This is a genomic window from Salmonella sp. K21076 (genome assembly GCF_039650795.1).
Taxonomy (GTDB): domain Bacteria; phylum Pseudomonadota; class Gammaproteobacteria; order Enterobacterales; family Enterobacteriaceae; genus Salmonella; species Salmonella enterica.
In genome coordinates, this window is record NZ_JBCLYA010000045.1 from 127805 (window position 1) to 154331 (window position 26527).

A 26527-nucleotide genomic window follows, 5' to 3' on the forward strand; every position below is an offset into this window, starting at 1 on the left:
GGGTTCTGCTGAGCATCTATGAAGCTGAATAAAACTTATATAAATATCAGAGATAAATGGTGGGGACTACCGCTCATTCTCCCTTCGATTTTACTACCTGTTTTAAGTAGCGCAAATACTTATGCGCTTACCAGCACTGGAAATGTGGTTCTTTTTTACCTGCCGTTAGCTTTTATGCTTAGTCTGATGCTCTTTTTCGGCTGGGCAGCACTGCCGGGCATTGTGCTTGCTATCTTCTGGCGCAGATACCCGCAGACAGGGCTGTATGAAACCCTTTCTGTGACGATGCACTTTATCATTACTATCGTGCTAAGCTGGGGCGGCTATCGTGTCTTTTCCCCCCGGCGAAACAATGTTTCCCACGGCGACGCCCACCTGTTGTTTCAACGAATGTTCTGGCAGGTATTTTGTTCAGCGACATTATTTCTGGTCATTTACCAGTTTGCCGCTTTTGTTGGCATGTACGAAAGTAAAGCCAGCCTGATGGGGGTAATGCCCTTTAATATCAACACGCTGATTAATTACCAGGCGTTACTGGTCGGTAACCTTGTCGGCGTGCCATTGTGCTATTTTATTATTCGTACTCTCCGCAATCCGCTGCACCTGCGGGGGTATTATCAGCAATTAAAGCTACAGATTGATAGCAAGGCCACTAAAAAAGAGATCGTTATTTGGCTGGCTGTATTGACTACACTAATGTTTATACTGTGTATGCCATTGACGGATAATAGCTCAATATTTAGTACCAACTATACGCTTTCGTTATTATTGCCGGTCATGCTGTGGGGCGCGATGCGCTATGGTTATAAGTTTATTTCAATTATCTGGGCCGTCGTGCTAATTACGTCGATTCATTATTATCAGCGTTATATGCCCTGGTATTCAGGTTATGATACGCAATTAGCGATTACCTCTTCGAGCTATCTGGTTTTTTCTTTTATTGTTAATTATATGTCTGTACTGGCCACGCGTCAGCGCGTAGTGAGTGGTCGCGCACGGCGGCTGGCCTATCTTGACCCGGTTGTACATCTTCCCAATTTACGTGCGTTAAACCGCGCGCTTAAAAATGCACCCTGGTCTACGATCTGTTTTTTACACGTGCCGGGTCTGGAGCTATTGGGTAAAAATTATGGCGTCATGCTACGCATCCAGTATAAGCAAAAGCTCTCTCACTGGATTACGCCGATGTTGGCCTCAAATGAGTGCGTCTACCAGATGTCAGGGCACGACCTGGTGCTGCGTCTTAATACAGAGGCGCATCAGCAGCGTATTGAAGCGCTGGATAAACATATTAAGCAGTTTCGGTTTATTTGGGATGGACTGCCGCTACAGCCGCCTGTTGGCGTGAGCTACTGCTGCGTGCGTTCTCCGGTTAGCCACCTTTATCTGCTGTTGGGCGAATTAAGCACCAGTTCCGATCTTTCGTTGACGACTAACGCGCCGGAGGATTTACAGCGGCGCGGCGCAATGCACCTGCAGCGCGATTTGAAGGGCAGAATTGCGATGATGAATCGCCTGCAACAGGCGTTGGAGCACGATCATTTTTTCCTGATGGCGCAGCCTATTTTCGGTGTTCGTGGGGACGTTTACCATGAAATTTTACTGCGACTCAGGGATGACAACGGCGACGTTATCAACCCGGACAATTTTTTACCCGTGGCGCATGAGTTTGGTTTGTCTTCCGCTATCGATCTCTGGGTGATTGAAAACACGCTACGGTTTATGGCGGCCAGCCGGGAATATATGCCCGCGCATCGTTTTGCCATTAATCTGTCGCCAACATCGGTATGCCGCGCCCGTTTCCCTGCAGAAGTTAAGCAGCTGCTTACGCAATATCAGGTTGAACCCTGGCAACTGGTTTTTGAGGTAACGGAAAGCAACTCTCTCACCAATGCTGAGCAGGCGCAGTTGACACTGGGACAGCTACAGCAGTTTGGCTGTCAGATAGCGATTGATGATTTCGGTACTGGCTACGCCAGCTATGCGCGGCTGAAAAACGTTGACGCCGATATTCTTAAAATTGACGGCAGTTTTATTCGCAATATAGTGTCAAACAGTCTCGATTATCAGATTGTGGCTTCTATTTGTCATTTAGCGCGAATGAAAAATATGCAGGTCGTCGCGGAGTATATCGAGAGCGAAGAAATACGAAGCGTAGTGCTGTCGTTGGGGATCGACTATCTTCAGGGATATTTAATTGGCGAGCCGCAGCTATTATCTGAGATTCAGTAAAGGCAGACGCCGCAGCGCGGCGTCTGATCCACAATTTACGCGGCGATCTCCGGCGAGCTTTCTTCCTCAATATTGAGACGCCAGCCAGTTACCGCTTCCCAGTACTGCTGTTCTTTTTCCAGATCAAGCAGTACCAGCGCATTCTGGCTGAACCAGTCATGCGGAAAACATAACGTCCAGTGGCTGTCATCGGTCGTTAGCCGCAGCGTCGGCGGTGTGGTGGTCGCCTGCCGCTGGTTGTTCAGTAATACGCCCAGCCGAAGTAGCTGAATTAACGGCAGATACTGTTTTTTCTTAAACAGCGTAAAGCGGGGCATATCATCCAGTTTTATGGCTTTACGATGATAACGCACCAGCGTCGCCATCATCATTTGCTGCTCCTGATTAAAGCCGGGCAAATCGCTGTGTTGCAGAATATAAGCCGAATGGCGATGTAAACCGCTGTGATTAATATTCAGTCCAACCTCATGCAGCATTGCCGCCCAGCGGAGCAACGCTTCAAGCTGCGGATGCGCCAGTTTTGGCTGCTGGGCCTGCCACTGCTCGTACATCTGCATGGTGGTTTCCAGCACACGTCTGGCCTGTTCTCTGTCAATGTTGTATTGATTGGCCAGACTTTTTGCGGTACGGCTGCGAACATCCTGATGGCGGAAGCGGCCTTCCATTTCATACAGCACGCCTTCGCGCAACGCGCCGTCGGAAAGGCGAAGCTCGCGGATAGCCAGAGCATCAAAAACGCCGCACAGAATCGCCAGGCCCGGCACAAAGACCGCTTTTCGTTCTTCAGACAGACCCGGCAGGCTGAGCGCATTAAAGGAGCGGTGCTTCAACACTTCTGACTTCAGTTTATCGAGGCGCTCCGGCGTAATGAAGCCATCTTTCTCACCCAGCGCCAGGAGAACTTCATGAGCGGCCTTAATCGTACCGGAAGCGCCCATCGCCACGTTCCAACCCTGAATACGATACTGCCAGGTTAAGGTTTCCAGTTTTTGCGCTGCCGCCATTCGGGCGCGCTGGAAGTTTTCTTTATTGATAACGCCGCCGGGAAAGTAGAGCTGCGCGAAGCTCACGCAGCCCATACGACGGCTTTCAACCAGCCTGGGTTCGAAGTTTTCGCCAATAACCAGCTCTGTTGATCCGCCGCCGATATCGATCACCAGCTTGCGGCCTTTTTCCGGCTGCGTATGTTCTACGCCCATAAAAATCAGGCGCGCTTCTTCGTTACCGGAAATAATCTCTATCGGGTAGGGAATAACCTTTTCCGCGCGTTTGAGAAAATCAGCGGCATTTTGCGCCTGACGTAACGTATGGGTGCCTACGATACAAACGCTGGAAGGGGAGAAACCTTGTAAGCGTTCAGCAAACAGCGACAGACAGCTAAGCCCCCGTTCCATGGCTTCTTCGCTGAGTTTGTTATCTGCGCCCAGCCCGTCCGCCAGATGGACGCGCTGTTTTAAGCGCCCGATAATCTGCATTGCGCCGTCAACCACGCGGGCAATGACCATATGAAAGCTGTTTGAGCCGAGATCGACCGCAGCGAACTCCTGCGGGCGAGGGGATTTATCGTAAATTGGCATAGCGTTAGTCTGGTTGCTCGAGTGATTTGATGTAGTCATAAATTGCCAGCTGCGCCTGAACTTTGCGGCGATTGCCGCGCGGTACGTAGCGGTTGCTGAGTTCTTTATCGATAAAACGCGCTTTTACCGTGTCGCTAAACAGAATGTCAATGATATCCAGGACGCGTTGTTTAAGCCGCGGGTCGAGGATAGGCGTAGCGACTTCGATACGGTAGTCAATATTACGCGTCATCCAGTCAGCTGAAGAGAGCCAAACTTGCTTATCACCGCCGTTTTCGAAAATATAAACCCGATCGTGTTCCAGATAGCGATCCACGATGCTAATCGCGCGAATATTATCGCTAATGCCTTCCAGTTGCGGAATAAGAGAACACATACCGCGCACCAGCAGATTGACCTGGACGCCCGAACCCGACGCGGCGTATAGCCTGTCGACCAACCCTTTATCGACCAGGTTGTTAAGCTTTAAGGTAATCCCTGACGGTAAGCCTTGCTGGGCATTGGCAATTTCACGATCGATCATCTCATACAGCAGACGCCGTGAGTTTTGTGGAGAAACCATCAAATAATCGAAAGTGACCGGGCGATAGGGGTTTTCAATAAAATTAAAGACCCGGCGCACTTCATTGGTAATGCGCGCATCGGCGGTCAGCAGCGAATAATCGGTATACAGCCGCGCCGTTTTTTCGTTGAAGTTACCGGTGCCGATATGCGCATAACGCACCACGTCATCGCCCTCTTTTCGTGAGATGAGAAAGAGTTTGGCGTGAATTTTCAGCCCGGGCGCAGAGAAAATAACATGGACGCCCGCTTCGGTTAACCGCTTGGCCCAGTGAATATTCGCCTCTTCATCGAAGCGCGCCTGCAACTCCACCACCACGGTGACTTTTTTGCCGTTATGGGCGGCATGGATCATCGAGTCAATAATGCGCGAGTCTTTCGCTACGCGATAAATATTGATTTTGATCGCCAGCACGCTTGGGTCAAACGACGCCTGGCGCAGCAGTTCCAGTACATGCTCGAAGGTATGGTACGGATAATAGAGCAGCACATCACGTTCACGAATCGCGTCGAAACCGTTACGAAACTTCTCTTTATCAAACCAAAGATGGCGTAACCGCGGTAACGGTTTATTGACCAGGTTGGCTTTACCGACATTCGGAAAATTAATAAAGTCTTTAAAATTGTGGTAGCGCCCGCCGGGTACGATTGAGTCATACCGGGAGATCGTCAGTTTTTCCCGCAGCACGTCGACCAGCGCGGCGGGCATATCGCGTTGATAGACAAAGCGCACAGGTTCAGCGGTCAGGCGCTGCTTCAGGCTGGAGGACATCAGCTCCATCAGACTGGATTCCATCTCATGCACCAGGTCATATTCGGCATCGCGGGTCATTTTCATCGAATAGGCATTGAGCGCGTCATAGTCGAAGAACCCTTTAAAAATGTCATCCAGGCAGTAGCGCAGAATATTATCCAGTAGGATCATCGGCTTGCGTCTGCGCGGTGTCTCCGGCGGCAGATTAACGAAGCGTGGGACTTTGTCGGACGGTATCTCCAGCAGCGCATAGTTGATGGTGTCGCCGCGGATAATCTCCACCGCCAGATAGGTGTAATCATCTTTTAAAAACTGAACAAGATCCGTCTCCCGGTTAATGAGAATCGGGGTAATATGCTGGCGCAAATAGTGCTTAAAATAGTGGCGCAACCAGCTTTGTTGGTTCACCGAGAGCTGACGCTCGTTGATCAGAAAGATTTGATTACGCGCCATTTCCAGCAGTAATTCGTTGTACAGGCCGTCGAACCCCTGGTCTGCTTTCAACACGCGGGACTGAATTTTGCCTAACAAATGGCGTGAATGAGAATTTGAACCCTGTTCTTCGCTGATAATAATGCGTCGTTTCAGTTCAGCGAAACGCACTTTGTAGAACTCGTCGAGGTTATTAGAATAGATTCCCAGGAACCGCATCCGCTCAATCAACGGGTTGGATTTATCCGCTGCTTCCTGTAACACGCGTTCGTTAAATGCTAACCAGCTCAGCTCTTTCTCGATATATAGCTTTTCCTGACCCATTACTACCTATACTCCGTTTTATTCACGGGACACTGCCTGATAATTATGGCGAGCATTACGCGTTAATGTCCAACAGCGTCAGAAAAATATGACAATAAACTGATAGCATAAAGGAAGGGAAAAGAGTAGGCCGGATAGGCATTTATGCCGCCATCCGGCAAGCAGACGCAGCCCTGGCCGATGACATATTATTCGTCAGACGCATAACCTTGCGGCGGCAGACGACGCCCGTCCAGCCAGGCGGCGTTATCGCGCATCTTTAGACGCCCCTGCGCAAACCAGCCAATCACCAGCGGATAAATCGCATGTTCCTGAGTTTGTACGCGTGCGGTGATATCATCTTCGCTGTCGTTGGCAAAAACCGGCACCTTCGCCTGGAGAATGACCGGGCCGCCGTCGAGTTCGTCTGTCACGAAATGCACCGAGGTACCGTGCTCCTCATCGCCGTTTTCCAGCGCCTGGCGATGGGTATGCAACCCCGGATATTTTGGCAGCAGGGAAGGGTGAATGTTCAGCAGACGCCCGTAGTAATGCGCGACAAACATCGGACTCAGAATACGCATAAAACCGGCCAGCACGACCACATCGGGCGCATACGCGTCTATCTTGCGAATCAACTCGCGATCGAAGGCGTCGCGGCTGTCAAACCGATCGGCAGTCAGCGCTTGCGCCGGAATGCCGGCTTCTCTGGCGCGTTCAAGGCCGAACGCGTCGGCCTTATTGCTGAATACTGCCCTGAGGGTGCCTTTAATTTTCTTCGCTTCGCAGGCATCGATAATCGCCTGTAAATTGCTTCCATTGCCGGAAATCAGCACCACAATATTCATTATTCAATAACCACACGCTGTTCGGAATCAGAGGCTTTGATGATACCGATTTTCCATGCGTTTTCACCTTTCTCGTTTAGCAGAGCAAGCGCTTTGTCCGCTTCCGGAGCAGAGAGCGCAATCACCATGCCGACGCCGCAGTTAAAGGCACGGTACATTTCATGTCGGCTGACATTACCGGCGGTTCGCAGCCAGGTAAAGATGGCGGGCCACTGCCAGGACGACTCATTAATTACCGCCTGGGTATTCTCCGGCAGAACGCGCGGAATATTTTCCCAAAAGCCGCCGCCGGTGAGGTGGGCGATAGCGTGTACATCGATGTTTTCAATCAGTTCCAGAACCGATTTTACGTAGATACGGGTCGGTTCAAGCAGATGATCGGCCAGCGGTTTCCCTTCCAGCAGAGTGGTCTGTGGATCGCAGCCGCTAACGTCAATAATTTTCCGCACCAGCGAATATCCATTCGAGTGCGGGCCGCTGGAGCCGAGCGCAATCAGCACGTCGCCTTCGGCAACCCGGGAGCCATCGATGATTTCTGATTTTTCGACTACGCCGACGCAGAAACCCGCCACATCGTAATCTTCGCCGTGATACATGCCCGGCATTTCCGCCGTCTCGCCGCCGACCAGCGCGCAGCCGGATTGCAGGCAGCCTTCGGCAATACCGTTGATCACGCTGGCGGCGGTATCGACATCCAGTTTACCGGTGGCATAGTAATCGAGGAAAAACAGCGGTTCCGCGCCCTGAACGACCAGATCGTTTACGCACATCGCCACCAGATCAATACCGATAGCGTCGTGACGCTTTAAGTCCATCGCCAGGCGAAGTTTGGTGCCTACGCCGTCAGTGCCGGAAACCAGTACCGGTTCACGATATTTTTGCGGCAACGCGCACAGCGCACCGAAACCGCCCAGACCGCCCATAACCTCCGAGCGGCGAGTTTTCTTCACTACGCCTTTGATTCGATCAACCAGAGCGTTACCCGCATCAATATCGACGCCGGCATCTTTATAGCTAAGAGAGGTCTTATCGGTCACTGCCTGGTTCCCCACGTTTTTTCTTGCGGTAAAAGTTAAATTCGGCGCAATTCTAACAGGGAAAGCAAACGTTTGCGAGCGTGGTCTGCGCCCTGGTTATCCGGGCGATTTTTTGGCATGGTTTCGGTCGCTGCTTGAAAATTTCCCTGTTGGTAAAAAAGAAAAGGATATCCAGCACTTGGTTTACGACAGGTGGTCGGGACAGGTCATTCACCCTTAAAATTGCTAAGATTCAATCGGTTGTTAGCTTTTATCGCCAGTTTCAACGTGAGTGATTTATACTCACTTTTCCGCTATCAGCGCTTTTGGTTGATCCAGGTCAAGCATACATTGTGTTGCGTCAGAGAGGAAAAGCGGTATAATCCGGCGATTTTTTTTGTGGTTGCCAGTCATCTGAGGATAGGAGAAGAGTATGAAGATCGTGGAAGTCAAACACCCACTCGTCAAACACAAGCTGGGTCTGATGCGTGAAAACGACATTAGCACTAAACGCTTTCGTGAACTCGCCTCAGAAGTAGGCAGCCTGCTGACGTATGAAGCGACAGCCGACCTGGAAACGGAAAAAGTCACCATCGAAGGCTGGAATGGCCCGGTGGAAATCGACCAGATCAAAGGTAAAAAAATTACCGTTGTGCCGATTCTGCGCGCGGGGTTGGGCATGATGGAAGGCGTTCTGGAAAATGTACCGAGCGCGCGTATCAGCGTAGTCGGGATGTACCGTAACGAAGAGACGCTCGAGCCAGTACCTTATTTCCAGAAACTGGTATCGAACATTGATGAGCGCATGGCGCTGATCGTCGACCCGATGCTGGCGACCGGCGGTTCTGTCATCGCGACCATCGACCTGCTGAAAAAAGCAGGCTGTAGCAGCATTAAGGTGCTGGTGCTGGTCGCCGCGCCGGAAGGCATTGCGGCGCTGGAAAAAGCGCACCCGGACGTTGAACTGTACACCGCCTCTATCGATCAGGGGCTTAACGAGCACGGATACATTATTCCGGGGCTTGGCGATGCCGGCGATAAGATTTTTGGTACCAAATAAGTGAATAAATAATTAAAAGCCGACTTTAAGAGTCGGCTTTTTTTTGAATAAAACCACTAATAACAAACACACTTAGAGGAAAACACTATGACGCGCCGTGCTATCGGGGTGAGTGAAAGACCGCCGCTTTTACAGACAATCCCGCTTAGTTTACAGCACCTTTTCGCCATGTTTGGCGCGACCGTGCTGGTGCCAGTTCTGTTTCATATCAATCCCGCGACGGTGCTGCTGTTTAACGGTATCGGAACGTTGCTGTATCTCTTTATCTGCAAAGGTAAAATTCCTGCCTACCTCGGATCGAGCTTTGCCTTTATTTCCCCGGTATTACTGTTGTTGCCGCTGGGTTATGAAGTGGCGCTGGGCGGTTTTATTATGTGCGGCGTGTTGTTCTGTCTGGTCTCTTTCATCGTTAAAAAAGCGGGCACCGGCTGGCTGGATGTGATGTTCCCGCCTGCGGCAATGGGCGCAATCGTTGCCGTCATCGGTCTGGAGCTGGCTGGCGTCGCGGCGGGGATGGCCGGATTGCTGCCTGCGCAAGGGCAGTCGCCGGACACGAAAACAATTATTATCTCCATGGTCACGCTGGCGGTGACGGTGTTCGGCTCCGTACTGTTTCGCGGTTTCCTGGCGATCATTCCGATTTTGATCGGCGTGCTGGCGGGCTATGCGCTGTCATTCGCGCTGGGGGTGGTCGATACCACGCCGATTGCCCAGGCGCACTGGTTTGCGCTGCCGACCTTCTATACGCCGCGTTTTGAATGGTTTGCGATCCTGACGATTCTGCCCGCGGCGTTGGTCGTGATCGCCGAGCATGTCGGTCATCTGGTGGTGACGGCGAATATCGTCAAAAAAGATTTAGTGCGCGATCCCGGTTTGCACCGCTCGATGTTCGCTAACGGACTGTCGACGATCATTTCCGGTTTCTTCGGCTCCACGCCGAATACCACCTATGGGGAAAATATTGGCGTCATGGCGATCACCCGCGTTTACAGTACCTGGGTTATCGGCGGCGCGGCGATTTTCGCCATTCTGCTTTCCTGCGTCGGCAAACTGGCGGCGGCGATTCAGATTATCCCGTTACCCGTGATGGGCGGCGTCTCGCTGCTGTTGTACGGCGTCATCGGCGCGTCGGGGATTCGCGTCTTGATCGAATCGAAAGTCGACTACAACAAAGCGCAAAACCTGATCCTCACCTCGGTGATTTTGATCATCGGCGTTAGCGGCGCGAAAGTGCATATCGGCGCGGCAGAATTGAAAGGGATGGCGCTGGCGACCATCGTCGGGATTGGCCTGAGCCTGATTTTTAAACTGATTAGCCTGTTGCGTCCGGAAGAAGTGGTACTGGAGGCAAATGATGCGGAGTCTCCGCATCAGTAACGGGTTGCCGGGCAGCGATGCTGCCCGGTTCTATCTCACGGGAATTATGTGGTAAACTCAGCGCGATTTTATGTCATCCTGGGTTGAGGTATCTCTGAACACACCGGCACAGCTCTCTTTGCCACTTTATCTTCCTGACGACGAAACTTTCGCAAGTTTCTGGCCGGGGGATAACGCCTCTCTACTGGCCGCGTTACAAAACGTGTTGCGCCAGGAACATAGTGGATATATCTACCTTTGGGCGCGTGAAGGCGCGGGCCGCAGCCATTTGCTGCACGCCGCCTGCGCTGAACTGTCGCAGCGTGGAGATGCGGTAGGCTACGTCCCGCTCGATAAACGCACCTGGTTCGTGCCGGAAGTGCTCGACGGTATGGAACACCTCTCGCTGGTGTGTATTGATAACATTGAGTGCGTCGCTGGCGATGAACTGTGGGAGATGGCCATCTTTGATCTCTATAACCGCATTCTGGAGTCCGGTAAGACGCGGTTATTGATCACCGGCGATCGTCCGCCAAGACAGTTAAATCTGGGCTTACCCGATCTCGCTTCCCGTCTGGACTGGGGGCAAATCTATAAACTCCAGCCTCTTTCCGATGAAGACAAACTTCAGGCGCTACAGTTGCGTGCCCGATTACGGGGGTTTGAACTGCCGGAAGATGTCGGACGGTTTTTACTCAAACGTCTTGATCGCGAAATGCGCACGCTGTTTATGACGCTGGATCAGCTCGATCATGCGTCGATCACTGCCCAGCGAAAACTGACGATCCCGTTTGTCAAAGAGATCCTGAAACTGTAATACGCCGCGACGGCGGCGTTTAACGGTTAACCGAGGATGTCCAGCACCTGCTCAGGCGGTCGGCCAATACGCGCCTGACCATTTGCCACTACAATGGGGCGCTCCATCAGTTTAGGGTGTTCAACCAGCGCCTGGATTAACGCCTCTTCACTTAGCTGGCTATCCGCCAGGTGAAGCGTCTTATAGAGATCTTCTTTCTGGCGCATCAGTTCGCGCGCGCTGGACATGCCCAACATACGCAGCAGTTCCCGCACGGTGGCGGCATCGGCGGGCGTATCCAGATAAAGCACCACTTCCGGTTCCACGCCGTTAGATTTCAGCAGGTTCAGCGTGTCGCGGCTCTTCGAGCAGCGCGGGTTATGGTAGATTTTAATCGTGTCGGTCATGAGTTCTCCTTGTGACGCCATCCGGCTAATAAACGGCGATTACATTTTCGTGTATGGCTTGAAGCGTTCCTGTAACTGGCGCAACTGGTCGATACGCGCATCGTAACGCGCCTGTTGCTGACTACCCAGTTTTGCCTGGGCGCTGGCGCTGCTGAGCAGTGAAATTGCCTGATCCAGTCGTCCCGCCAGCGCATAACTTTCAGCGCGTGCCGCCAGCTCCTGATCGCGGTTGTTCAGCGCGGCTTCGGCCTGAGCAAGCAGATCCCAGCCGTTACCGTCATCTTTATGGCTAAAGGTGTAGCGATTCAGAATGGTTTCCGCCGCTTTCGGCTGGCCTCCCTGGAGGTACGCATTGGCGAGGTTTAACTGCAGCACAGGATTAACGCGCAGATCGCGGGCATTTTTCAGGCGATTAATCGCGTCGTTGGCTCTTTTCTGCCCCAGGTCAATATCGGTGGCGAGGTCAAGATACCAGGCATTGTTCGGCTCTGCGCTTAATAGCGGCTGCAACGTTTTGCGCGCTTCATCGTACTTGCTCGCTTCCATCGCCTGCAACGCCCGGCCATATTGCGCCGCATGTTGCTGACGCACGTTGCCTTTAGACCACTGATCCAGCAGGTCGCTGGTGAGCTGGTTACGTCCGGAATTGTACATTCCCAGGGCGCGCGCTTTGGCGAAATAAAAGTCGGCGGAAGATTGCACCACGACCGGGCGCATCTGGTTGGCACGGTTGCGGGCATCCGCAAGGCGGCTTTCCGGTAAGGGGTGAGTGAGCAAAATTTCAGGCGGTCGCGTGGAGTAACGCGCCTGGTCGAGCAGTTTTTCGAGGAAAGAGGGCATCGCCTGTGGGTCAAATCCGGCGCGTTGCAGTACCTGAATACCAATACGGTCGGCCTCTTGCTCATTTTGCTGGGTGAAACTTATCATTCCCTGGCGCGTTCCCGCCAGAGTACCGGTTAGCGCCGCCATACCGGCCTGTGGGCTGGCCATGGCCAGCAAAATGGAACCCAGCGCGCCCACCCAGGTAAGCGGCGCGCTGCGCTTTTGATCTTCCATCGCGCGCGCCAGATGGCGCTGCGTAACGTGGGAAATTTCATGCGCCATGACTGAAGCTAGCTGGCTTTCGTTATCCGCGTAGCGAAAAAGCGCCGAGTGCAGCACCACATTGCCGCCAAAGAACGCGAACGCGTTGATTTCGTCATTATTGATCAAGAAAAAATGGAAGGGCGTTTTGACGGAGTCTGCGTGCGAGACCAGACGCATCCCCAGCGCGTTAATGTATTGCACCAGCAGCGGATCGTTGATTAACGGCGCGCTGCCGCGTAGCTGGCGCACATAAAAGTCGCCCATTTGCATCTCTTGTCCAATAGAAAGCGTGCTTCCTGCCGAGGTTCCCATATCGGGCAGCGTGTCGGCAGGGTCGGCAAATGCGGGCGCGACCTGACCGAGAGCCAATGCTGCAATGAGGGTTGCCACCAGGTTTTTTTTCAACTGCCTGAACATAACCTCTATCCTGTTGTTTTGAGATAGCCCTTTGACCAACGTCGTGAAATATCGTTCCACGCTCCGACACTTCATAAGTGTAACTGTGATGAGCACAGACTCACTATTTTAGTTTCCTGAATCAACGATAAAAAGCGAAGTCTTTTTTGTGACATTTCGATACAATTCGGCATCACAATCCCGCAGTTGAGTTCTGGGAAGGGTTTTATGCTCGAAATGTTAATGCAATGGTATCGCCGTCGCTTCAGCGATCCGGAGGCGATTGCCTTGCTGGTCATTCTGGTGGCTGGTTTTAGCATCCTCTTTTTCTTTAGCGGCCTGTTAGCGCCGCTGCTGGTCGCTATCGTACTGGCCTACCTGCTGGAGTGGCCGACGGCGCGCCTGCAGGCGATTGGCTGTTCCCGGCGCTGGGCAGCCTCCATTGTCCTTATCCTCTTTGTCGGCATTCTGTTATTAATGGCGTTTGTGGTGATGCCGATTGCCTGGCAGCAGGGTATTTACCTGATTCGTGATATGCCTGGTATGCTGAATAAACTGTCCGATTTTGCCGCGACCTTGCCGCGACGCTATCCGGCGCTGATGGATGCGGGCATTATTGATGCGATGGCGGAAAACATGCGTACCCGGATGCTTAACATGGGCGATTCGGTGGTGAAATATTCGCTGGCTTCGTTAGTCGGGCTACTGACGCTGGCGGTATATCTGGTGCTGGTGCCGCTGATGGTCTTTTTCCTGGTAAAAGATAAAGAGCAGATGCTGAATGCCGTGCGCCGCGTGCTGCCGCGTAATCGCGGGCTGGCGGGGCAGGTGTGGAATGAGATGAATCAGCAGATCACCAACTATATCCGCGGAAAAGTGCTGGAGATGGTAGTGGTGGGCGTGGCGACCTGGCTGGGCTTTTTGTTGTTTGGCCTCAACTATTCGCTACTGTTGGCGGTACTGGTGGGCTTTTCGGTCCTGATCCCCTATATCGGCGCCTTTGTGGTGACAATTCCGGTGGTGGGCGTCGCGCTGTTTCAGTTTGGTCTGGGGACGGAATTCTGGAGCTGTTTTGCCGTTTATCTGATTATTCAGGCGCTGGATGGCAATTTGCTGGTACCGGTACTTTTCTCCGAAGCGGTGAATTTGCATCCGCTGGTGATTATTCTGTCAGTGGTGATTTTCGGCGGTCTGTGGGGATTCTGGGGGGTATTTTTCGCCATTCCATTGGCGACGCTGATTAAAGCCGTTGTCCATGCCTGGCCGGATGGTCAGGTGACGGATGCCTCATCCTGAGCGGTCTGTACAAAAGTTGTAAAGCGTGAACGACATCATAGTGCCCTGCCGCCATTTTGCGCACGCCTGATGAGGGTCAAGCGCTTAGAAAGCCGCTCTTTTTTTTAATGCCGCACCGTGTTGCGGCATTTTTATTGTCGGAACCTACAAAATTCTCGCTGTAAAGCCGCCAAAATTTGGTGACTTAGCCTAAGCATTCTTCTGAGAAATTCGTTAATAAGTGACATCATTGATGCGAGATTGCTTTTTTAATGTGAAGCGATAACGAAACAGGGAATGAGTGTGTTGAGAAAACATTACTTGAAAGGGTATACCGCGCGGCAAATTGTACAGCGAGCCATGAAAATTATTCCTTACTCGGTAAACGTCATGGATGAGCATGGCGTCATTATCGCGTCTGGCGAACCTTCGCGGCTTCGCCAGCGTCACGAAGGGGCCATTCTGGCGCTGAAGGAAAACCGTATTGTAGAAATTGATTCCGCTACCGCCAATCAGCTTAAAGGCGTGCGATCCGGCATTAATCTTCCCATCTCTTTTCATGAACAGCTTATCGGCGTGGTCGGCATTACCGGCGAACCGGAGGAGGTTCGCGCGTATGCCGAGCTGGTTAAAATGGCGGCGGAGCTGGTGATCGAGCATATGGTGCTGATCGAACAGTGACAATGGGATAAACGCTATCGCGAAGAGCTGATCAACCAATTGATTTTGCGAGAAAATTCAACAGAGTCGTTGCGCTCCATGGCGGCCTATCTGGGCATTGATCTGGCGGTTCCCAGAGTGGTGCTGATTATTGAACTTTCCCAGCCGGATCGCGAAGCGCTGCGCAATGTAATGGATTATTTCGAGAATCACGCGCGCAACCATTTGGTGACGTTTACCGAATTTAATGAATTAATCATTATTAAGCCTATCACGTTAAAAGAGGGAAAGTGGAATACCCGCCAGGAAATGGGCGAATTGCAGATTTTTAAATCATGGGCTGCATCATCGGGCTTTAGCCGTATTTTGGTTGGGGGCTATTTTGCCGGCGAGACGGGATTGCACCGATCTTTGCTCACAGCGAGAGCCACGCAGGCGATGGCGAAAAGACAAAAGCTGCGCAGCCAGTACATTTTTTATCATGACCACGCGCTTCCCGCGCTGCTAAGCGGGCTGTCTGAAAGTTGGCAAGTGCAGGAGTTATCGCGTCTGTGGCTGCAACTGGTGCAACATGACGCGAAAGGCGTATTGCAACAGACGCTGCGGACTTGGTTTGAACATAATTGTGACCTGACGCAAACGGCCAAAGCATTGCATATTCATGTGAATACATTGCGCTATCGCTTACAGCGCTGTGAGGATATTACGCACATAAAAATCAACGAGTTAAAAAGTACGCTTTGGCTTTATATCGGTATGGAGCTTCAGGCCGAATCTGTATCGTCCGACAAGTTACCGCTGCCTGGTCGAATCGAAATTTGTTGAAAGCTCCAGCGGATTTTTAGGCGGTTTTTTCCATACTGCGCGCTCCATGTTAAAGGAGGCGCAGTATATGACGTCGATATCCACCTTGGGAGCCATTGCCGCATTGGTTGTGGCCATCGTATTAATTTTAAGAAAAGTGTCGCCAGCCTACGGCATGATGGCGGGCGCGCTGGTCGGCGGTTTGATTGGCGGCGCCGATCTTCTGCAAACCGTGTCGCTGATGGTGTCAGGCGCGCAGGGCATCGTTAATGCCGTATTGCGTATTCTGGCCGCAGGCGTACTGGCGGGCGTATTAATTGAGTCCGGGGCGGCGAATACGATTGCTGAGACGATTGTCCGCAAAGTGGGGGAAACCCGGGCATTATTGGCATTAGCCATTGCCACACTATGTTTGACCGCCGTCGGCGTATTTATTGATGTGGCGGTGATTACCGTCGCGCCGATTGCGCTGTCGATTGCGCGTAATGCAGGCCTGTCAAAAAGCGCTATTCTGCTGGCGATGGTCGGCGGCGGCAAAGCGGGTAACGTGATGTCACCTAACCCGAACGCTATTGCCGCCTCCGATGCGTTTCATGTTCCTCTTACCTCTATTATGCTGGCGGGCGTGGTTCCGGGCATCGTTGGGCTTATTATCGCCTATCTGTTAGCGAAACGGCTGAATAATAAAGGCGCGGGCGTCGCCGATCATGAAGTGACTCACCATGATGACTCTGTCGCCAGGCCCGGTTTTCTGGTGGCGATTAGCGCGCCGCTGGTCGCTATTTTCCTGCTTTCTCTCCGTCCGTTTGTCGGCATTTCCATTGACCCGTTAATTGCCCTGCCCGTAGGGGGATTGGTCGGTCTGCTGTTGATGGGACGCGCGCGCCACTGTAACCAGTACATGGTCGCCGGTCTGATGCGTATGGCGCCTGTCGCTATTATGTTGCTGGGAACCGGTACGCTGGCCGGCATTATCGCTAATTCCGAACTTAAAGATGTCCTGATTCATGGCCTCACCGCTTCGGGATTGCCGTCCTGGCTGCTGGCGCCCGTGTCTGGCGCCATGATGTCAATGGCGACGGCCTCAACCACAGCGGGAACGGCGGTGGCGTCCGGCGTTTTCTCTCCCACGTTACTTGAACTTGGCGTTTCCGCCCTGGCGGGAGCCGCTATGATCCATGCGGGCGCCACGGTGCTGGACCATCTGCCGCATGGCAGCTTTTTCCACGCGACGGGCGGCAGCGTCAATATGCAAATTCATGAACGTTTAAAGCTAATGCCGTATGAAACGCTGGTGGGGTTAGCCATTACCTTTATTTCTACTCTGATGTTCGGTTTCTTTGGTTTTGCAGGATAATCCCTATGAAAATTGTTATTGCTCCTGATTCATTTAAAGAAAGTTTGTCCGCAATGGCGGTCGCTGAGGCGATAGAAAAGGGGTTCCGCGAAATTTATCCTGACGCCGACTACGTTAAGGTGCCCATGGCGGATGGCGGGGAAGGAACCGTGCAATCAATGGTGGAAGCTAGCGGCGGGCGTTATGTTGACCAGTGGGTACAAGGCCCGCTTGGGCAACCGGTAACCGCGCGTTGGGGAATGCTGGGCGATAGCGATACCGCCGTGATTGAAATGGCGGCGGCATCCGGGCTGCATCACGTTTCGCCTGAATTGCGTAACCCGCTTAATACTACCAGCTACGGCACCGGCGAGTTAATCGTCGCGGCGCTGGAGCGTGGCGTAAAGCGTATTATTCTGGGAATTGGCGGCAGTGCGACGAATGACGGCGGCGCGGGGATGATGCAGGCGCTTGGCGTTATATTGCGCGATAAACAGGGGCGCTCGCTTTCTCCGGGCGGCGAGGCGCTGGCGGCGCTGGCGTCTATCGATTTGTCCGGTTGTCACCCATTGCTGCGTAAGGTATCGATAACCGTGGCGTGTGATGTCAACAATCCGCTGTGTGGTCCCCAGGGCGCATCGGCCATCTTTGGCCCACAAAAAGGGGCGACAGCGGAAATGGTGAACTCCCTGGACGCGGCGCTGGAAAACTGGGGCCGACATATTTATCAGGCAACGGGACGTGAGGTGATTAACGCTCCCGGCGCGGGCGCGGCAGGCGGAATGGGCGCCGCGCTTTTAGGGTTGCTCAATGCGGAATTACGCGCCGGCGTAGAGATTGTCGTGGAAACGCTACAGCTTGAGCAGGCGGTTAAAGATGCCGATCTGGTGATTACCGGAGAAGGGCGGCTGGACAGCCAAAGTATTTGCGGCAAGACGCCGATTGGCGTCGCCAGAGTGGCGAAGCGGCATCATAAACCGGTTATCGCGCTCGCCGGTGGGCTGCAACACGATCATCACGTTGTGTATCAGCAGGGTATCGATGCGGCGCTATCGATTTTGTCGCATATCGTTACGCTGCCGGAAGCCTTACACGAGGCGGAATATAACCTGAGCCTGTCGGCGCGCAATGTGGCGGCGATATGGCGTCTGGCGCGGCAAGCCTGACGGCGCATTCCCTTTCCAGGCCGCACATCAGCGCGGCCTGAGGCTTTTACGCGTTTTCTTTCAGCCAGTTCAGCACCACATCATGGTGATTGCTGGTTTTAAAATCATTAAAGACGTGCTCAATCTTACCATCAGCGTCAATCAAAAAGCTGATGCGGTGAATGCCGTCATACGTTTTGCCCATAAACGACTTTTCGCCCCAGACGCCAAACTGTTCACACACCTGATGGTTTTCATCGGACAAAAGGGTAAAGTTCAGCAGCTCTTTTTCAGCGAAACGGGAGAGTTTTTCAGGTTTATCGGTGCTGATGCCCAGCACGTCCACGCCTGCTTTTTTAAGCTCGTCCATGTTATCGCGTAAGCCGCAGGCCTGCACGGTACAGCCGGGTGTCATGGCTTTTGGGTAGAAATAAACCAGAACGCGCTGCCCCTGGAAGTCGGTCAAATTTACTTGTTCCCCGTCTTGATCCGGCAAGCTAAATTTCGGTGCGATATCACCGGCTTTCAGTGGATTCATTACTTAACTCCATCCTGTTCATCATGTTGTGAGTAATTGACGACGTTTATACTGCCTTGCGCATTGAGTTCTGTACATAGTGCTTTAAAGGCTTGCTCAATATTTGCGGAATTTTGCGACGCCGGGCTATGTGCGGTGATTTGAATAAATAATTGCGCAGCTTTATCATCTTCAGCCGGCTGCGTGCGGGAGACCAGCTCCGCAATATTCATTTCATGACTATTAAACAGCGCGGTGAATCGCTCAATTAAATGCGGGGAGTCGGCGACCTCAACCTGAACCCATACCGTCGCGGGCATTGCCGGGCGGGGGCGGTCGGACGTCCGTTTCATCACAATCAGCAGATCCAGCTCCGCGCCTTTTAACGGCAATGTCGATTCAATCAAGGTAATCGCGTTCCACGTGCCGGACAACAGCATAATAAACGTGAATTCATCGCCCAGCATCGCCAGTCGGCTGTCTTCGATATTACAGCCGCAACTGCTGACATGGCGAGTAATGGTATTCACAATACCGGGCCTGTCGGCGCCCAGCGCAGTGATAACCAAATAGTGTTGTGATGACGGTGTCAAACCAGTTATTCCTTTGAGCGGTGAGGTAATCTTAAGGAAACCATAAAAAAAACCTGCATACAACAATCAGAACGGCTTTGGTCGCTTGCTTTTATTGTCATACCAAACGTACCATTGAGGGACTTGTTTGCACAGAGGATGGCCCATGTTCACGGGAAGTATTGTCGCGCTTGTTACGCCGATGGATGAGAAAGGTAACGTCAGTAGGTCTTGCCTGAAAAAACTCATTGATTATCATGTCGCCAACGGTACCTCGGCGATTGTTTCGGTTGGCACCACCGGCGAGTCTGCCACGCTAAGCCATGATGAACATGGCGATGTCGTGATGATGACGCTGGAACTGGCTGACGGACGTATTCCGGTTATCGCTGGCACGGGCGCAAACGCGACCGCGGAAGCGATTAGCCTGACGCAGCGTTTTAACGATAGCGGCATTGTTGGCTGCCTGACGGTAACGCCGTACTACAATCGCCCCACGCAGGAAGGTTTGTTCCAGCATTTCAAAGCCATCGCGGAACACACTGACTTGCCGCAAATTCTGTATAATGTGCCGTCCCGTACCGGTTGCGACATGTTGCCGGAAACCGTGGGTCGTCTGGCGGAAATAAAAAATATTATCGCTATCAAAGAGGCGACAGGGAACTTAACCCGCGTTCACCAGATCAAAGAGCTGGTTTCAGACGATTTTATTCTGCTTAGCGGCGATGACGCGTCCGCGCTGGACTTTATGCAACTGGGTGGTCATGGCGTGATTTCCGTTACTGCTAACGTAGCGGCGCGCGATATGGCTGACATGTGCAAACTGGCGGCGGAAGGGCAATTTGCCGAGGCGCGCGCTATCAACCAGCGTCTGATGCCGTTACACAACAAACTATTTGTCGAACCCAATCCTATCCCGGTGAAATGGGCATGTAAGGCATTGGGTCTTGTGGCGACCGACACGCTGCGCCTGCCAATGACGCCTATCACCGACCATGGTCGTGACATCGTCAAAGCAGCGCTTCAGCATGCTGGCCTGCTGTAAAGTTTAGGGAGATTTGATGGCTTACTCAGTACAAAAGTCGCGCCTGGCGAAGGTTGCGGGTGTTTCGCTTGTTTTGCTGCTCGCTGCCTGTAGTTCCGATTCGCGCTACAAGCGCCAGGTAAGCGGCGATGAATCCTATCTGGATGCCGCGCCGCTTGCTGAACTTCACGCCCCGGCAGGAATGATTCTGCCGATAACGACCGGCGACTACGTTATTCCGGTCACGAAGGGGAGCGGCGCGGTTGGTAAGGCGTTGGATATCCGTCCGCCGGCGCAGCCGTTAGCGTTAGTGAGCGGCGCGCGTACCCAGTTCTCTGGCGATACCGCTACGCTATTGGTGGAAAATGGCCGTAGCAGCACGCTGTGGCCGCAAGTCGTCAGCGTGATTCAGGCGAAAAATTATCCGATTGAAAAACGTGACGATGCCAGCCAGACCCTGACGACCGATTGGGTGAGCTGGAACCGCCTGGATGAAGACGAACAGTATCGCGGACGTTATCAAATCTCGGTGAAGCCGCAGGGCTATCAGCAGGCGGTAACGGTAAAACTGGTTAATCTGGAACAGGCTGGCAAGCCGGTCGCTGATGCGGCGTCGCTGCAGCGCTATAGCACTGAAATGATGAACGTCATTTCCGCCGGTCTGGATAAGACCGCTACGGATGCGGCAAATGCCGCGCAGAACCGTTCCGCCGCAACGATGGATGTGCAGAGCGCCGCTGATGATACCGGTTTACCTATGCTGGTCGTTCGCGGTCCGTTCAACCTCGTGTGGCAGCGTCTCCCGGCCGCGCTGGAAAAAGTGGGCATGAAAGTCACCGACAGCACTCGCTCTCAGGGCAGCATGGCGGTAACGTACAAACCGTTGTCTGACAGCGACTGGCGGGATCTGGGCGCTAGCGACCCGGGCCTGGCATCCGGAGACTATAAATTGCAGGTCGGCGATTTAGATAACCGCAGCAGCTTGCAGTTTATCGATCCTAAGGGGCATACTCTGACGCAAAGCCAGAACGACGCGCTGGTTGCCGTCTTCCAGGCTGCGTTCAACAAGTAATTTAACAGGGCTGGAGCAATCCGGCCCTTTTTTCTGATAAGATACGCAAACGTGTGCGTCGGTACAAAAACGCGATTTAACCGCTATTTCGCACCACAATTACAGGCCGGCGTCTCTGGCAGGCGTAGCAGGAAATGAATACTTATCGTTAATTCACACCCAGGAGTGTTAAAGATGCAAAAGCAAGCTGAGTTGTATCGTGGTAAAGCGAAAACCGTATACAGCACGGAAAACCCGGACCTGTTGGTGCTCGAATTCCGCAATGATACGTCAGCAGGGGATGGCGCGCGCATTGAACAGTTTGATCGCAAAGGCATGGTAAATAACAAATTCAACCATTTCATTATGACCAAACTGGCCGAGGCGGGCATCCCGACCCAGATGGAACGTTTGCTGTCTGATACCGAGTGTCTGGTGAAGAAGCTGGAGATGGTGCCGGTTGAATGTGTGGTGCGCAACCGTGCGGCAGGGTCGCTGGTCAAGCGTCTGGGCGTGGAAGAAGGCATGGAGCTTAACCCGCCGATCTTCGATCTGTTCCTGAAAAACGACGCGCTGCACGACCCGATGGTGAATAGTTCCTACTGTGAAACTTTCGGGTGGGTAAGCCAGGAAAATCTGGCGCGTATGAAAGAGCTAACCTACAAAGCCAACGACGTACTAAAAAAACTGTTTGATGACGCGGGTCTTATCCTGGTGGATTTCAAACTGGAGTTTGGCCTGTATAAAGGCGAAGTGGTGCTGGGCGATGAGTTTTCACCGGACGGTAGCCGCCTGTGGGATAAAGAGACGCTGGACAAAATGGACAAAGACCGCTTCCGCCAGAGCCTGGGCGGTCTGATTGAAGCCTATGAAGCCGTTGCGCATCGCCTGGGCGTGAAATTAGATTAATTCCGCTTCTGACCGGGGGGGCAACCGCTCTCCGGTATCATCCTTTCCTCATTCTGATAGCGTTTACCTGTGGTAATCCTGCGCCTGACCGCCTACGATCATCTGTATAACAAAGAGAGAATGAGGTGATTATGCGCTGGCAAGGGCGTCGTGAAAGTAACAATGTAGAGGACAGACGTAATCGGCCAGGCGGCCCCTCGCTGGGTGGCCCTGGCTTTCGTCTTCCGCGCGGGAAAGGCGGCATCATTCTGTTGGTGGTGGTGGTGGTCGCAGGGTACTATGGGGTGGATTTAACCGGTCTGTTGACTGGTCAGCCGGTTTCGCAGCAGCAGTCGACGCGTTCGATAAGCCCCAATGATGATGAAGCGGCAAAATTTACCTCGGTGATTCTGGCGACGACCGAAGATACCTGGGGGCAACTCTTTCAAAAAATGGGGCGCGGCTATCAGCAGCCAAAACTGGTGATGTACCGTGGTATGACGCGTACCGGCTGTGGTGCGGGTCAGTCCGTGATGGGGCCGTTTTACTGCCCGGCGGACGGCACCGTCTATATCGATCTCTCATTTTACGATGTTATGAAAAATAAGCTGGGCGCGGACGGTGATTTTGCCCAGGGTTATGTTATCGCCCACGAAGTCGGCCACCACGTACAAAAACTGTTAGGCATTGAGCCGAAAGTACGCCAGTTACAACAAAACGCGTCGCAAACGGAGGTGAATCGCCTTTCGGTGCGCATGGAGCTACAGGCGGATTGCTTTGCCGGCGTGTGGGGACACAGTATGCAGCAGCAAGGCGTACTGGAGGCGGGCGATCTGGAAGAGGCGCTCAATGCCGCACAGGCTATCGGCGACGATCGCTTACAGCAACAGGGGCAGGGGCGCGTGGTGCCGGATAGTTTTACCCACGGCACCTCAGAACAGCGCTACAGCTGGTTTAAGCGTGGATTTGACAGCGGTGACCCGGCGCAATGTAATACGTTTGGTAAAAACTTTTGATAAACTGGGGCAGGGATGTCTGATATCGATGCGCTACGGGCGTTAACGTCGCAAATGACACAGGAAGGCATTCGCCGTTTACTGGTCATCAGCGGCGATGCGGCGTGGTGCCGGGAACGGGCCGAGGCGATACGCGCTGTATTGCCCGGTGACTGGTGGGTCGCGCCTGACGCGCCCGCCCAGCCGCGCTGTACGCCACAGGCGTTACAAACGCTGCTGGGCCGTGAATTTCGTCATGCGATATTTGATGCCTGGCAGGGCTTTGACGCCGCAGCGTTTGCCGCCCTGAGCGGGACCTTGCAGGCCGGAAGTTGGCTGCTTCTGCTGATGCCGCCGTATGAGACGTGGGAAAGCCGGCCTGATACCGATTCACTGCGCTGGAGCGACTGCGCGCAGCCTATCCCCACACCGCAGTTTGCACAGCATCTTAAACGGACTCTTTCCCGCGATCCGCAAACGCTGCTTTGGCGACAGCGCCAGCCGTTTTGCTGGCCATCTTATCCTTCCCGCGAACGCTGGCGACCCGCCACCGGCGAGCCGCAGCCGGAGCAGGCGGCTATCTTATCGCGTTTACGTGAAATGCCGCCCGGCGTGGCGACGGTGATTGCCCCCCGTGGGCGCGGCAAATCGGCGCTGGCCGGGCAATTCATCTCACAGATGGCGGGCACGGCTATCGTGACCGCACCGGCGAAAACGGCAACGGATATCCTGGCAGCGTTTGCCGGTGAGCGGTTCTGCTTTATGGCGCCGGATGCGCTGCTGGCGAGCGGGGCAAGAGCCGACTGGCTGGTGGTTGACGAGGCGGCGGCAATCCCCGCGCCGCTGCTGCTGCAACTGGTTTCGCGCTTTCCCCGCATACTACTCACCACCACCGTTCAGGGCTACGAAGGCACCGGACGCGGTTTTTTACTTAAGTTTTGCGCCCGTTTTCCGCAGCTTCACCGCTTTACGCTTCGTCAGCCTGTCCGCTGGGCGCCAGAATGCCCGCTGGAAAATATCGTCAGCGAGGCGCTGATATTCGACGATGAAGCGTTTGCGCAGGCGCCGCATGGCGGGATAGCAATCTCGGCATTTTACCAGCAGGCCTGGGGGAAGACGCCCGCGTTGCCGAGGGCTGTGTATCAGTTACTGTCGGGGGCGCACTATCGTACTTCGCCGTTGGATCTGCGCCGAATGATGGATGCGCCAGGACAGCATTTCTTGCAGGCTACGGCGAATAACCGTGTGGCGGGCGCCCTCTGGCTGGTCGAAGAGGGCGGGTTATCCGCAGAGCTCAGTCAGGCTGTATGGTGCGGTTTCCGGCGTCCGCGTGGAAATCTGGTGGCGCAGTCGCTGGCGGCGCACGGTAGCGACCCTTTAGCCGCGACGCTGGTCGGGCGTCGCGTAAGCCGTATCGCGGTGCACCCCGCCCGTCAGCGCGAAGGCATCGGTCAGCAGTTGATTGCCTGCGCGTGCGAGCAGGCGGCGCAGTGTGATTATCTTTCCGTCAGCTTCGGCTATACGCCGGAGCTGTGGCGCTTCTGGCAACGCTGCGGCTTTGTGCTGGTACGGATGGGCAGCCATCGGGAGGCGAGCAGCGGTTGCTATACGGCGATGGCGTTATTGCCGCTGAGCGACGCGGGACAACGGCTGGCGCAACAGGAACACCGACGTTTGCGCCGCGATGCGGATATCCTGACGCAGTGGAACGGCGAGGCGATACCGCTGGCGGCGTTGCGCGAACAGGCGCTTAATGATGAAGACTGGCGTGAGCTGGTCGGTTTTGCGTTCGCGCACCGCCCGCTACTGACATCGTTAGGTTGCCTGCATCGTTTACTGCAATACAGCGCATTGCCATTGCCGGCGCTGAGAGGGCGGCTGGAGGAAAAAGCCAGCGATGCCGAACTGTGCGCCCGGCTACGCATTTCAGGCCGTAAAGCTCTGCTGGCGTTGCAGCGTGCGCAGGCGGCGCAGGCGCTAATTGCGTTGGATGCCGGACGAACGCAGCGTTTGCGCGACGTAATGCCAGGCGGTGGGGACCATGCCGGATAGCGATACCTGTCCGGCATGTTATCCGGTTACTTTTTCGGCTGATCTTTCTTCGGCCAGTCGTCTTCATCGTCCCACTTATCGTTAAAATCGCGATGCGGGGGCAGCTCAGGTTTGTTGGCAAGGAATTTCTTATGGTCGATGCGTTTGAGATCTTTGATCACATTCAGCAGTACGCCTACCAGAAACACCAATACCAGAATCCACCAATATTTTGCCAGCCAGTCCATGCTTATTTCCTCTTACCGGAACGCTCATCAGGCGACGAGCTGTTCCATAATACGTTGATACATACGGGCCAGTAGCTGGAGATCGGCGGCATTCACACATTCGTTAATTTTATGAATGGTGGCGTTCACCGGCCCCAGTTCTACCACCTGCGCTCCCATACGGGCGATAAAACGTCCGTCGGACGTACCGCCCGTCGTCAGTAATTGCGGTTTAATTTCATTATAGTGCTCAATGGCGTTTACCACCGCGTCCACCAGCTTTCCGCGTGCGGTCAGGAACGGCTGACCGGAAAGCCACCAGTCTACGGTATAGCGTAGCTGATGCTTCTCAAGCAGCGCATGTACCCGTTCTTTGATCATCTCATCGGTCAGCTCCGTGCTAAAACGGAAGTTAAACTGCACGAACAGTTCGCCGGGAATGACATTATTGCTGCCGGTGCCTGCCTGGATATTGGCTATCTGCATACTGGTGGCCGGGAAAAAGTCATTGCCCCGATCCCACTCGATAGCGACCAGTTCATTGAGAAAAGGCGCGGCGCGATGAACAGGGTTATCCGCCAGATGCGGATAGGCAACGTGCCCCTGAACGCCATGAATAGTGAGGTTACAGGTGAGGGAACCGCGACGCCCGTTTTTGACGACATCGCCCACAATTTCAGTACTGGAAGGTTCGCCGACCAGACAGTAATCCAGCCGCTCGTTACGGGCCATCAGCGCTTCAACCACCTTTACGGTGCCATTTTTTGCGCTGGCTTCTTCATCAGAGGTAATCAAAAATGCGAGGCGGCCCCGGTGATGAGGATGCTGTGCAACAAAACGTTCAGCAGCCACCACCATGGCCGCCAGTGAACCTTTCATATCCGCCGCGCCGCGACCGAACAACATTCCGTCGCGAATCGTAGGTTCAAACGGCGGATTGATCCAGCGATCGACATCGCCAGCCGGTACGACGTCAGTATGCCCGGCGAACGCCAGCGTTTCGCCACGCCCACGCCATGCCCAAAAATTTTGCGTGTCGCCAAAATCCATATGCTCAATGGTAAAACCGATTTTACGCAGGCGTTCAATCATTAATGCCTGACAGCCTACGTCATCCGGACTCAGGGAGGGGCGACGAATAAGTTGCTGTGTCAGCTCAATAACCGGGCACGACATAG

22 protein-coding genes and 1 pseudogene are annotated in these 26527 nt (G+C 53.7%); 13 read left to right on the top strand and 10 right to left on the bottom strand.

Annotation, left to right across the window (positions count from 1 at the left end; genetic code table 11):
* Nucleotides 1-18: 18 nt before the first annotated feature.
* Nucleotides 19-2232, top strand: a complete 2214-nt coding sequence (locus AAYN39_RS13410; protein ID WP_000773655.1) for a sensor domain-containing phosphodiesterase — start codon at nucleotides 19-21, stop codon at nucleotides 2230-2232.
* A 35-nt stretch (nucleotides 2233-2267) separates the two neighbouring features.
* Here AAYN39_RS13410 and ppx read toward each other — a convergent pair whose 3' ends face one another.
* The 4 genes from ppx to purM form a co-directional block, all read right to left on the bottom strand.
* Entirely contained in the window at nucleotides 2268-3809 is a 1542-nt protein-coding gene (gene ppx / locus AAYN39_RS13415; RefSeq protein WP_001123330.1) for an exopolyphosphatase, read from the bottom strand.
* Between the two features lie 4 nt (nucleotides 3810-3813).
* A complete protein-coding gene (ppk1, locus tag AAYN39_RS13420) occupies nucleotides 3814-5880 on the bottom strand; it encodes a polyphosphate kinase 1 (protein WP_000529558.1) in 2067 nt (688 codons plus the stop codon).
* A 188-nt stretch (nucleotides 5881-6068) separates the two neighbouring features.
* Nucleotides 6069-6707 carry a phosphoribosylglycinamide formyltransferase gene (gene purN, locus AAYN39_RS13425; protein WP_001028592.1) on the bottom strand — a complete coding sequence of 213 codons (639 nt, stop codon included), beginning with the start codon at nucleotides 6705-6707 and terminating at the stop codon, nucleotides 6069-6071.
* On the bottom strand, nucleotides 6707-7744 hold the full coding sequence (gene purM, locus AAYN39_RS13430) for a phosphoribosylformylglycinamidine cyclo-ligase (protein WP_001767330.1): 1038 nt from the start codon (nucleotides 7742-7744) through the stop codon (nucleotides 6707-6709). The genes purN and purM overlap by 1 nt, the downstream gene beginning before the upstream one ends.
* A gap of 412 nt (nucleotides 7745-8156) precedes the next feature.
* Here purM and upp point away from each other — a divergent pair, with 412 nt between their 5' ends.
* The 3 genes from upp (at nucleotide 8157) to AAYN39_RS13445 (ending at nucleotide 10956) form a co-directional block, all read left to right on the top strand.
* Entirely contained in the window at nucleotides 8157-8783 is a 627-nt protein-coding gene (upp, locus tag AAYN39_RS13435; RefSeq protein ID WP_000706208.1) for a uracil phosphoribosyltransferase, read from the top strand.
* Nucleotides 8784-8870: 87 nt separating this feature from the next.
* Complete coding sequence (gene uraA / locus AAYN39_RS13440) at nucleotides 8871-10160, top strand: uracil permease (protein WP_000198341.1); 1290 nt, start codon at nucleotides 8871-8873, stop codon at nucleotides 10158-10160.
* A 94-nt stretch (nucleotides 10161-10254) separates the two neighbouring features.
* The gene (locus AAYN39_RS13445; RefSeq protein WP_061835882.1) at nucleotides 10255-10956 is read left to right on the top strand and encodes a DnaA inactivator Hda; all 702 of its coding nucleotides are present in this window, start codon (nucleotides 10255-10257) and stop codon (nucleotides 10954-10956) included.
* Between the two features lie 26 nt (nucleotides 10957-10982).
* On the opposite strand, the gene arsC is transcribed toward AAYN39_RS13445, so the two are convergent.
* Both arsC and bepA read right to left on the bottom strand, forming a co-directional pair.
* Nucleotides 10983-11342: an arsenate reductase (glutaredoxin) gene (gene arsC, locus AAYN39_RS13450; RefSeq protein ID WP_000132650.1), complete on the bottom strand. Its 360-nt coding sequence runs from the start codon at nucleotides 11340-11342 to the stop codon at nucleotides 10983-10985.
* 39 nt (nucleotides 11343-11381) lie between these two features.
* Nucleotides 11382-12845, bottom strand: coding sequence for a beta-barrel assembly-enhancing protease (gene bepA, locus AAYN39_RS13455; RefSeq protein ID WP_000489630.1), 1464 nt, complete (start codon nucleotides 12843-12845; stop codon nucleotides 11382-11384).
* 207 nt (nucleotides 12846-13052) lie between these two features.
* Between bepA and AAYN39_RS13460 the strand changes: the two genes are divergently transcribed.
* From AAYN39_RS13460 to AAYN39_RS13475, 4 genes and pseudogenes are all read left to right on the top strand, one after another.
* On the top strand, nucleotides 13053-14120 hold the full coding sequence (locus AAYN39_RS13460) for an AI-2E family transporter (RefSeq protein WP_000892056.1): 1068 nt from the start codon (nucleotides 13053-13055) through the stop codon (nucleotides 14118-14120).
* 276 nt (nucleotides 14121-14396) lie between these two features.
* Nucleotides 14397-15584, top strand: a pseudogene (locus AAYN39_RS13465) (sugar diacid recognition domain-containing protein).
* 67 nt (nucleotides 15585-15651) lie between these two features.
* Nucleotides 15652-16920, top strand: a complete 1269-nt coding sequence (locus AAYN39_RS13470; RefSeq protein ID WP_000200863.1) for an SLC13 family permease — start codon at nucleotides 15652-15654, stop codon at nucleotides 16918-16920.
* Between the two features lie 5 nt (nucleotides 16921-16925).
* Complete coding sequence (locus tag AAYN39_RS13475) at nucleotides 16926-18065, top strand: glycerate kinase (RefSeq protein WP_000706383.1); 1140 nt, start codon at nucleotides 16926-16928, stop codon at nucleotides 18063-18065.
* 46 nt (nucleotides 18066-18111) lie between these two features.
* Here the strand turns inward: AAYN39_RS13475 and bcp are convergent, their stop codons facing one another.
* Nucleotides 18112-18582 (bottom strand): thioredoxin-dependent thiol peroxidase, encoded by a 471-nt coding sequence (gene bcp / locus AAYN39_RS13480; protein ID WP_001068686.1) that lies wholly within the window; start codon nucleotides 18580-18582, stop codon nucleotides 18112-18114.
* A complete protein-coding gene (locus tag AAYN39_RS13485) occupies nucleotides 18582-19154 on the bottom strand; it encodes a glycine cleavage system transcriptional repressor (RefSeq protein WP_000189060.1) in 573 nt (190 codons plus the stop codon). The genes bcp and AAYN39_RS13485 overlap by 1 nt, the downstream gene beginning before the upstream one ends.
* 145 nt (nucleotides 19155-19299) lie before the next feature.
* Here AAYN39_RS13485 and dapA point away from each other — a divergent pair, with 145 nt between their 5' ends.
* From dapA to tmcA, 5 genes are all read left to right on the top strand, one after another.
* Nucleotides 19300-20178 (top strand): 4-hydroxy-tetrahydrodipicolinate synthase, encoded by an 879-nt coding sequence (dapA, locus tag AAYN39_RS13490; protein WP_000494019.1) that lies wholly within the window; start codon nucleotides 19300-19302, stop codon nucleotides 20176-20178.
* 16 nt (nucleotides 20179-20194) lie between these two features.
* Nucleotides 20195-21229 (top strand): outer membrane protein assembly factor BamC, encoded by a 1035-nt coding sequence (gene bamC / locus AAYN39_RS13495; RefSeq protein WP_000331880.1) that lies wholly within the window; start codon nucleotides 20195-20197, stop codon nucleotides 21227-21229.
* 174 nt (nucleotides 21230-21403) lie between these two features.
* On the top strand, nucleotides 21404-22117 hold the full coding sequence (purC, locus tag AAYN39_RS13500) for a phosphoribosylaminoimidazolesuccinocarboxamide synthase (RefSeq protein WP_001171630.1): 714 nt from the start codon (nucleotides 21404-21406) through the stop codon (nucleotides 22115-22117).
* Nucleotides 22118-22248: 131 nt separating this feature from the next.
* On the top strand, nucleotides 22249-23112 hold the full coding sequence (locus AAYN39_RS13505; protein WP_001267527.1) for a neutral zinc metallopeptidase: 864 nt from the start codon (nucleotides 22249-22251) through the stop codon (nucleotides 23110-23112).
* Nucleotides 23113-23127: 15 nt separating this feature from the next.
* A complete protein-coding gene (tmcA, locus tag AAYN39_RS13510; protein WP_001279850.1) occupies nucleotides 23128-25143 on the top strand; it encodes a tRNA cytosine(34) acetyltransferase TmcA in 2016 nt (671 codons plus the stop codon).
* A gap of 26 nt (nucleotides 25144-25169) precedes the next feature.
* Here the strand turns inward: tmcA and AAYN39_RS13515 are convergent, their stop codons facing one another.
* Entirely contained in the window at nucleotides 25170-25370 is a 201-nt protein-coding gene (locus AAYN39_RS13515) for a YpfN family protein (protein WP_000383839.1), read from the bottom strand.
* Between the two features lie 27 nt (nucleotides 25371-25397).
* Nucleotides 25398-26525 carry a succinyl-diaminopimelate desuccinylase gene (gene dapE, locus AAYN39_RS13520; RefSeq protein WP_001277830.1) on the bottom strand — a complete coding sequence of 376 codons (1128 nt, stop codon included), beginning with the start codon at nucleotides 26523-26525 and terminating at the stop codon, nucleotides 25398-25400.
* Nucleotides 26526-26527 lie beyond the last annotated feature (2 nt).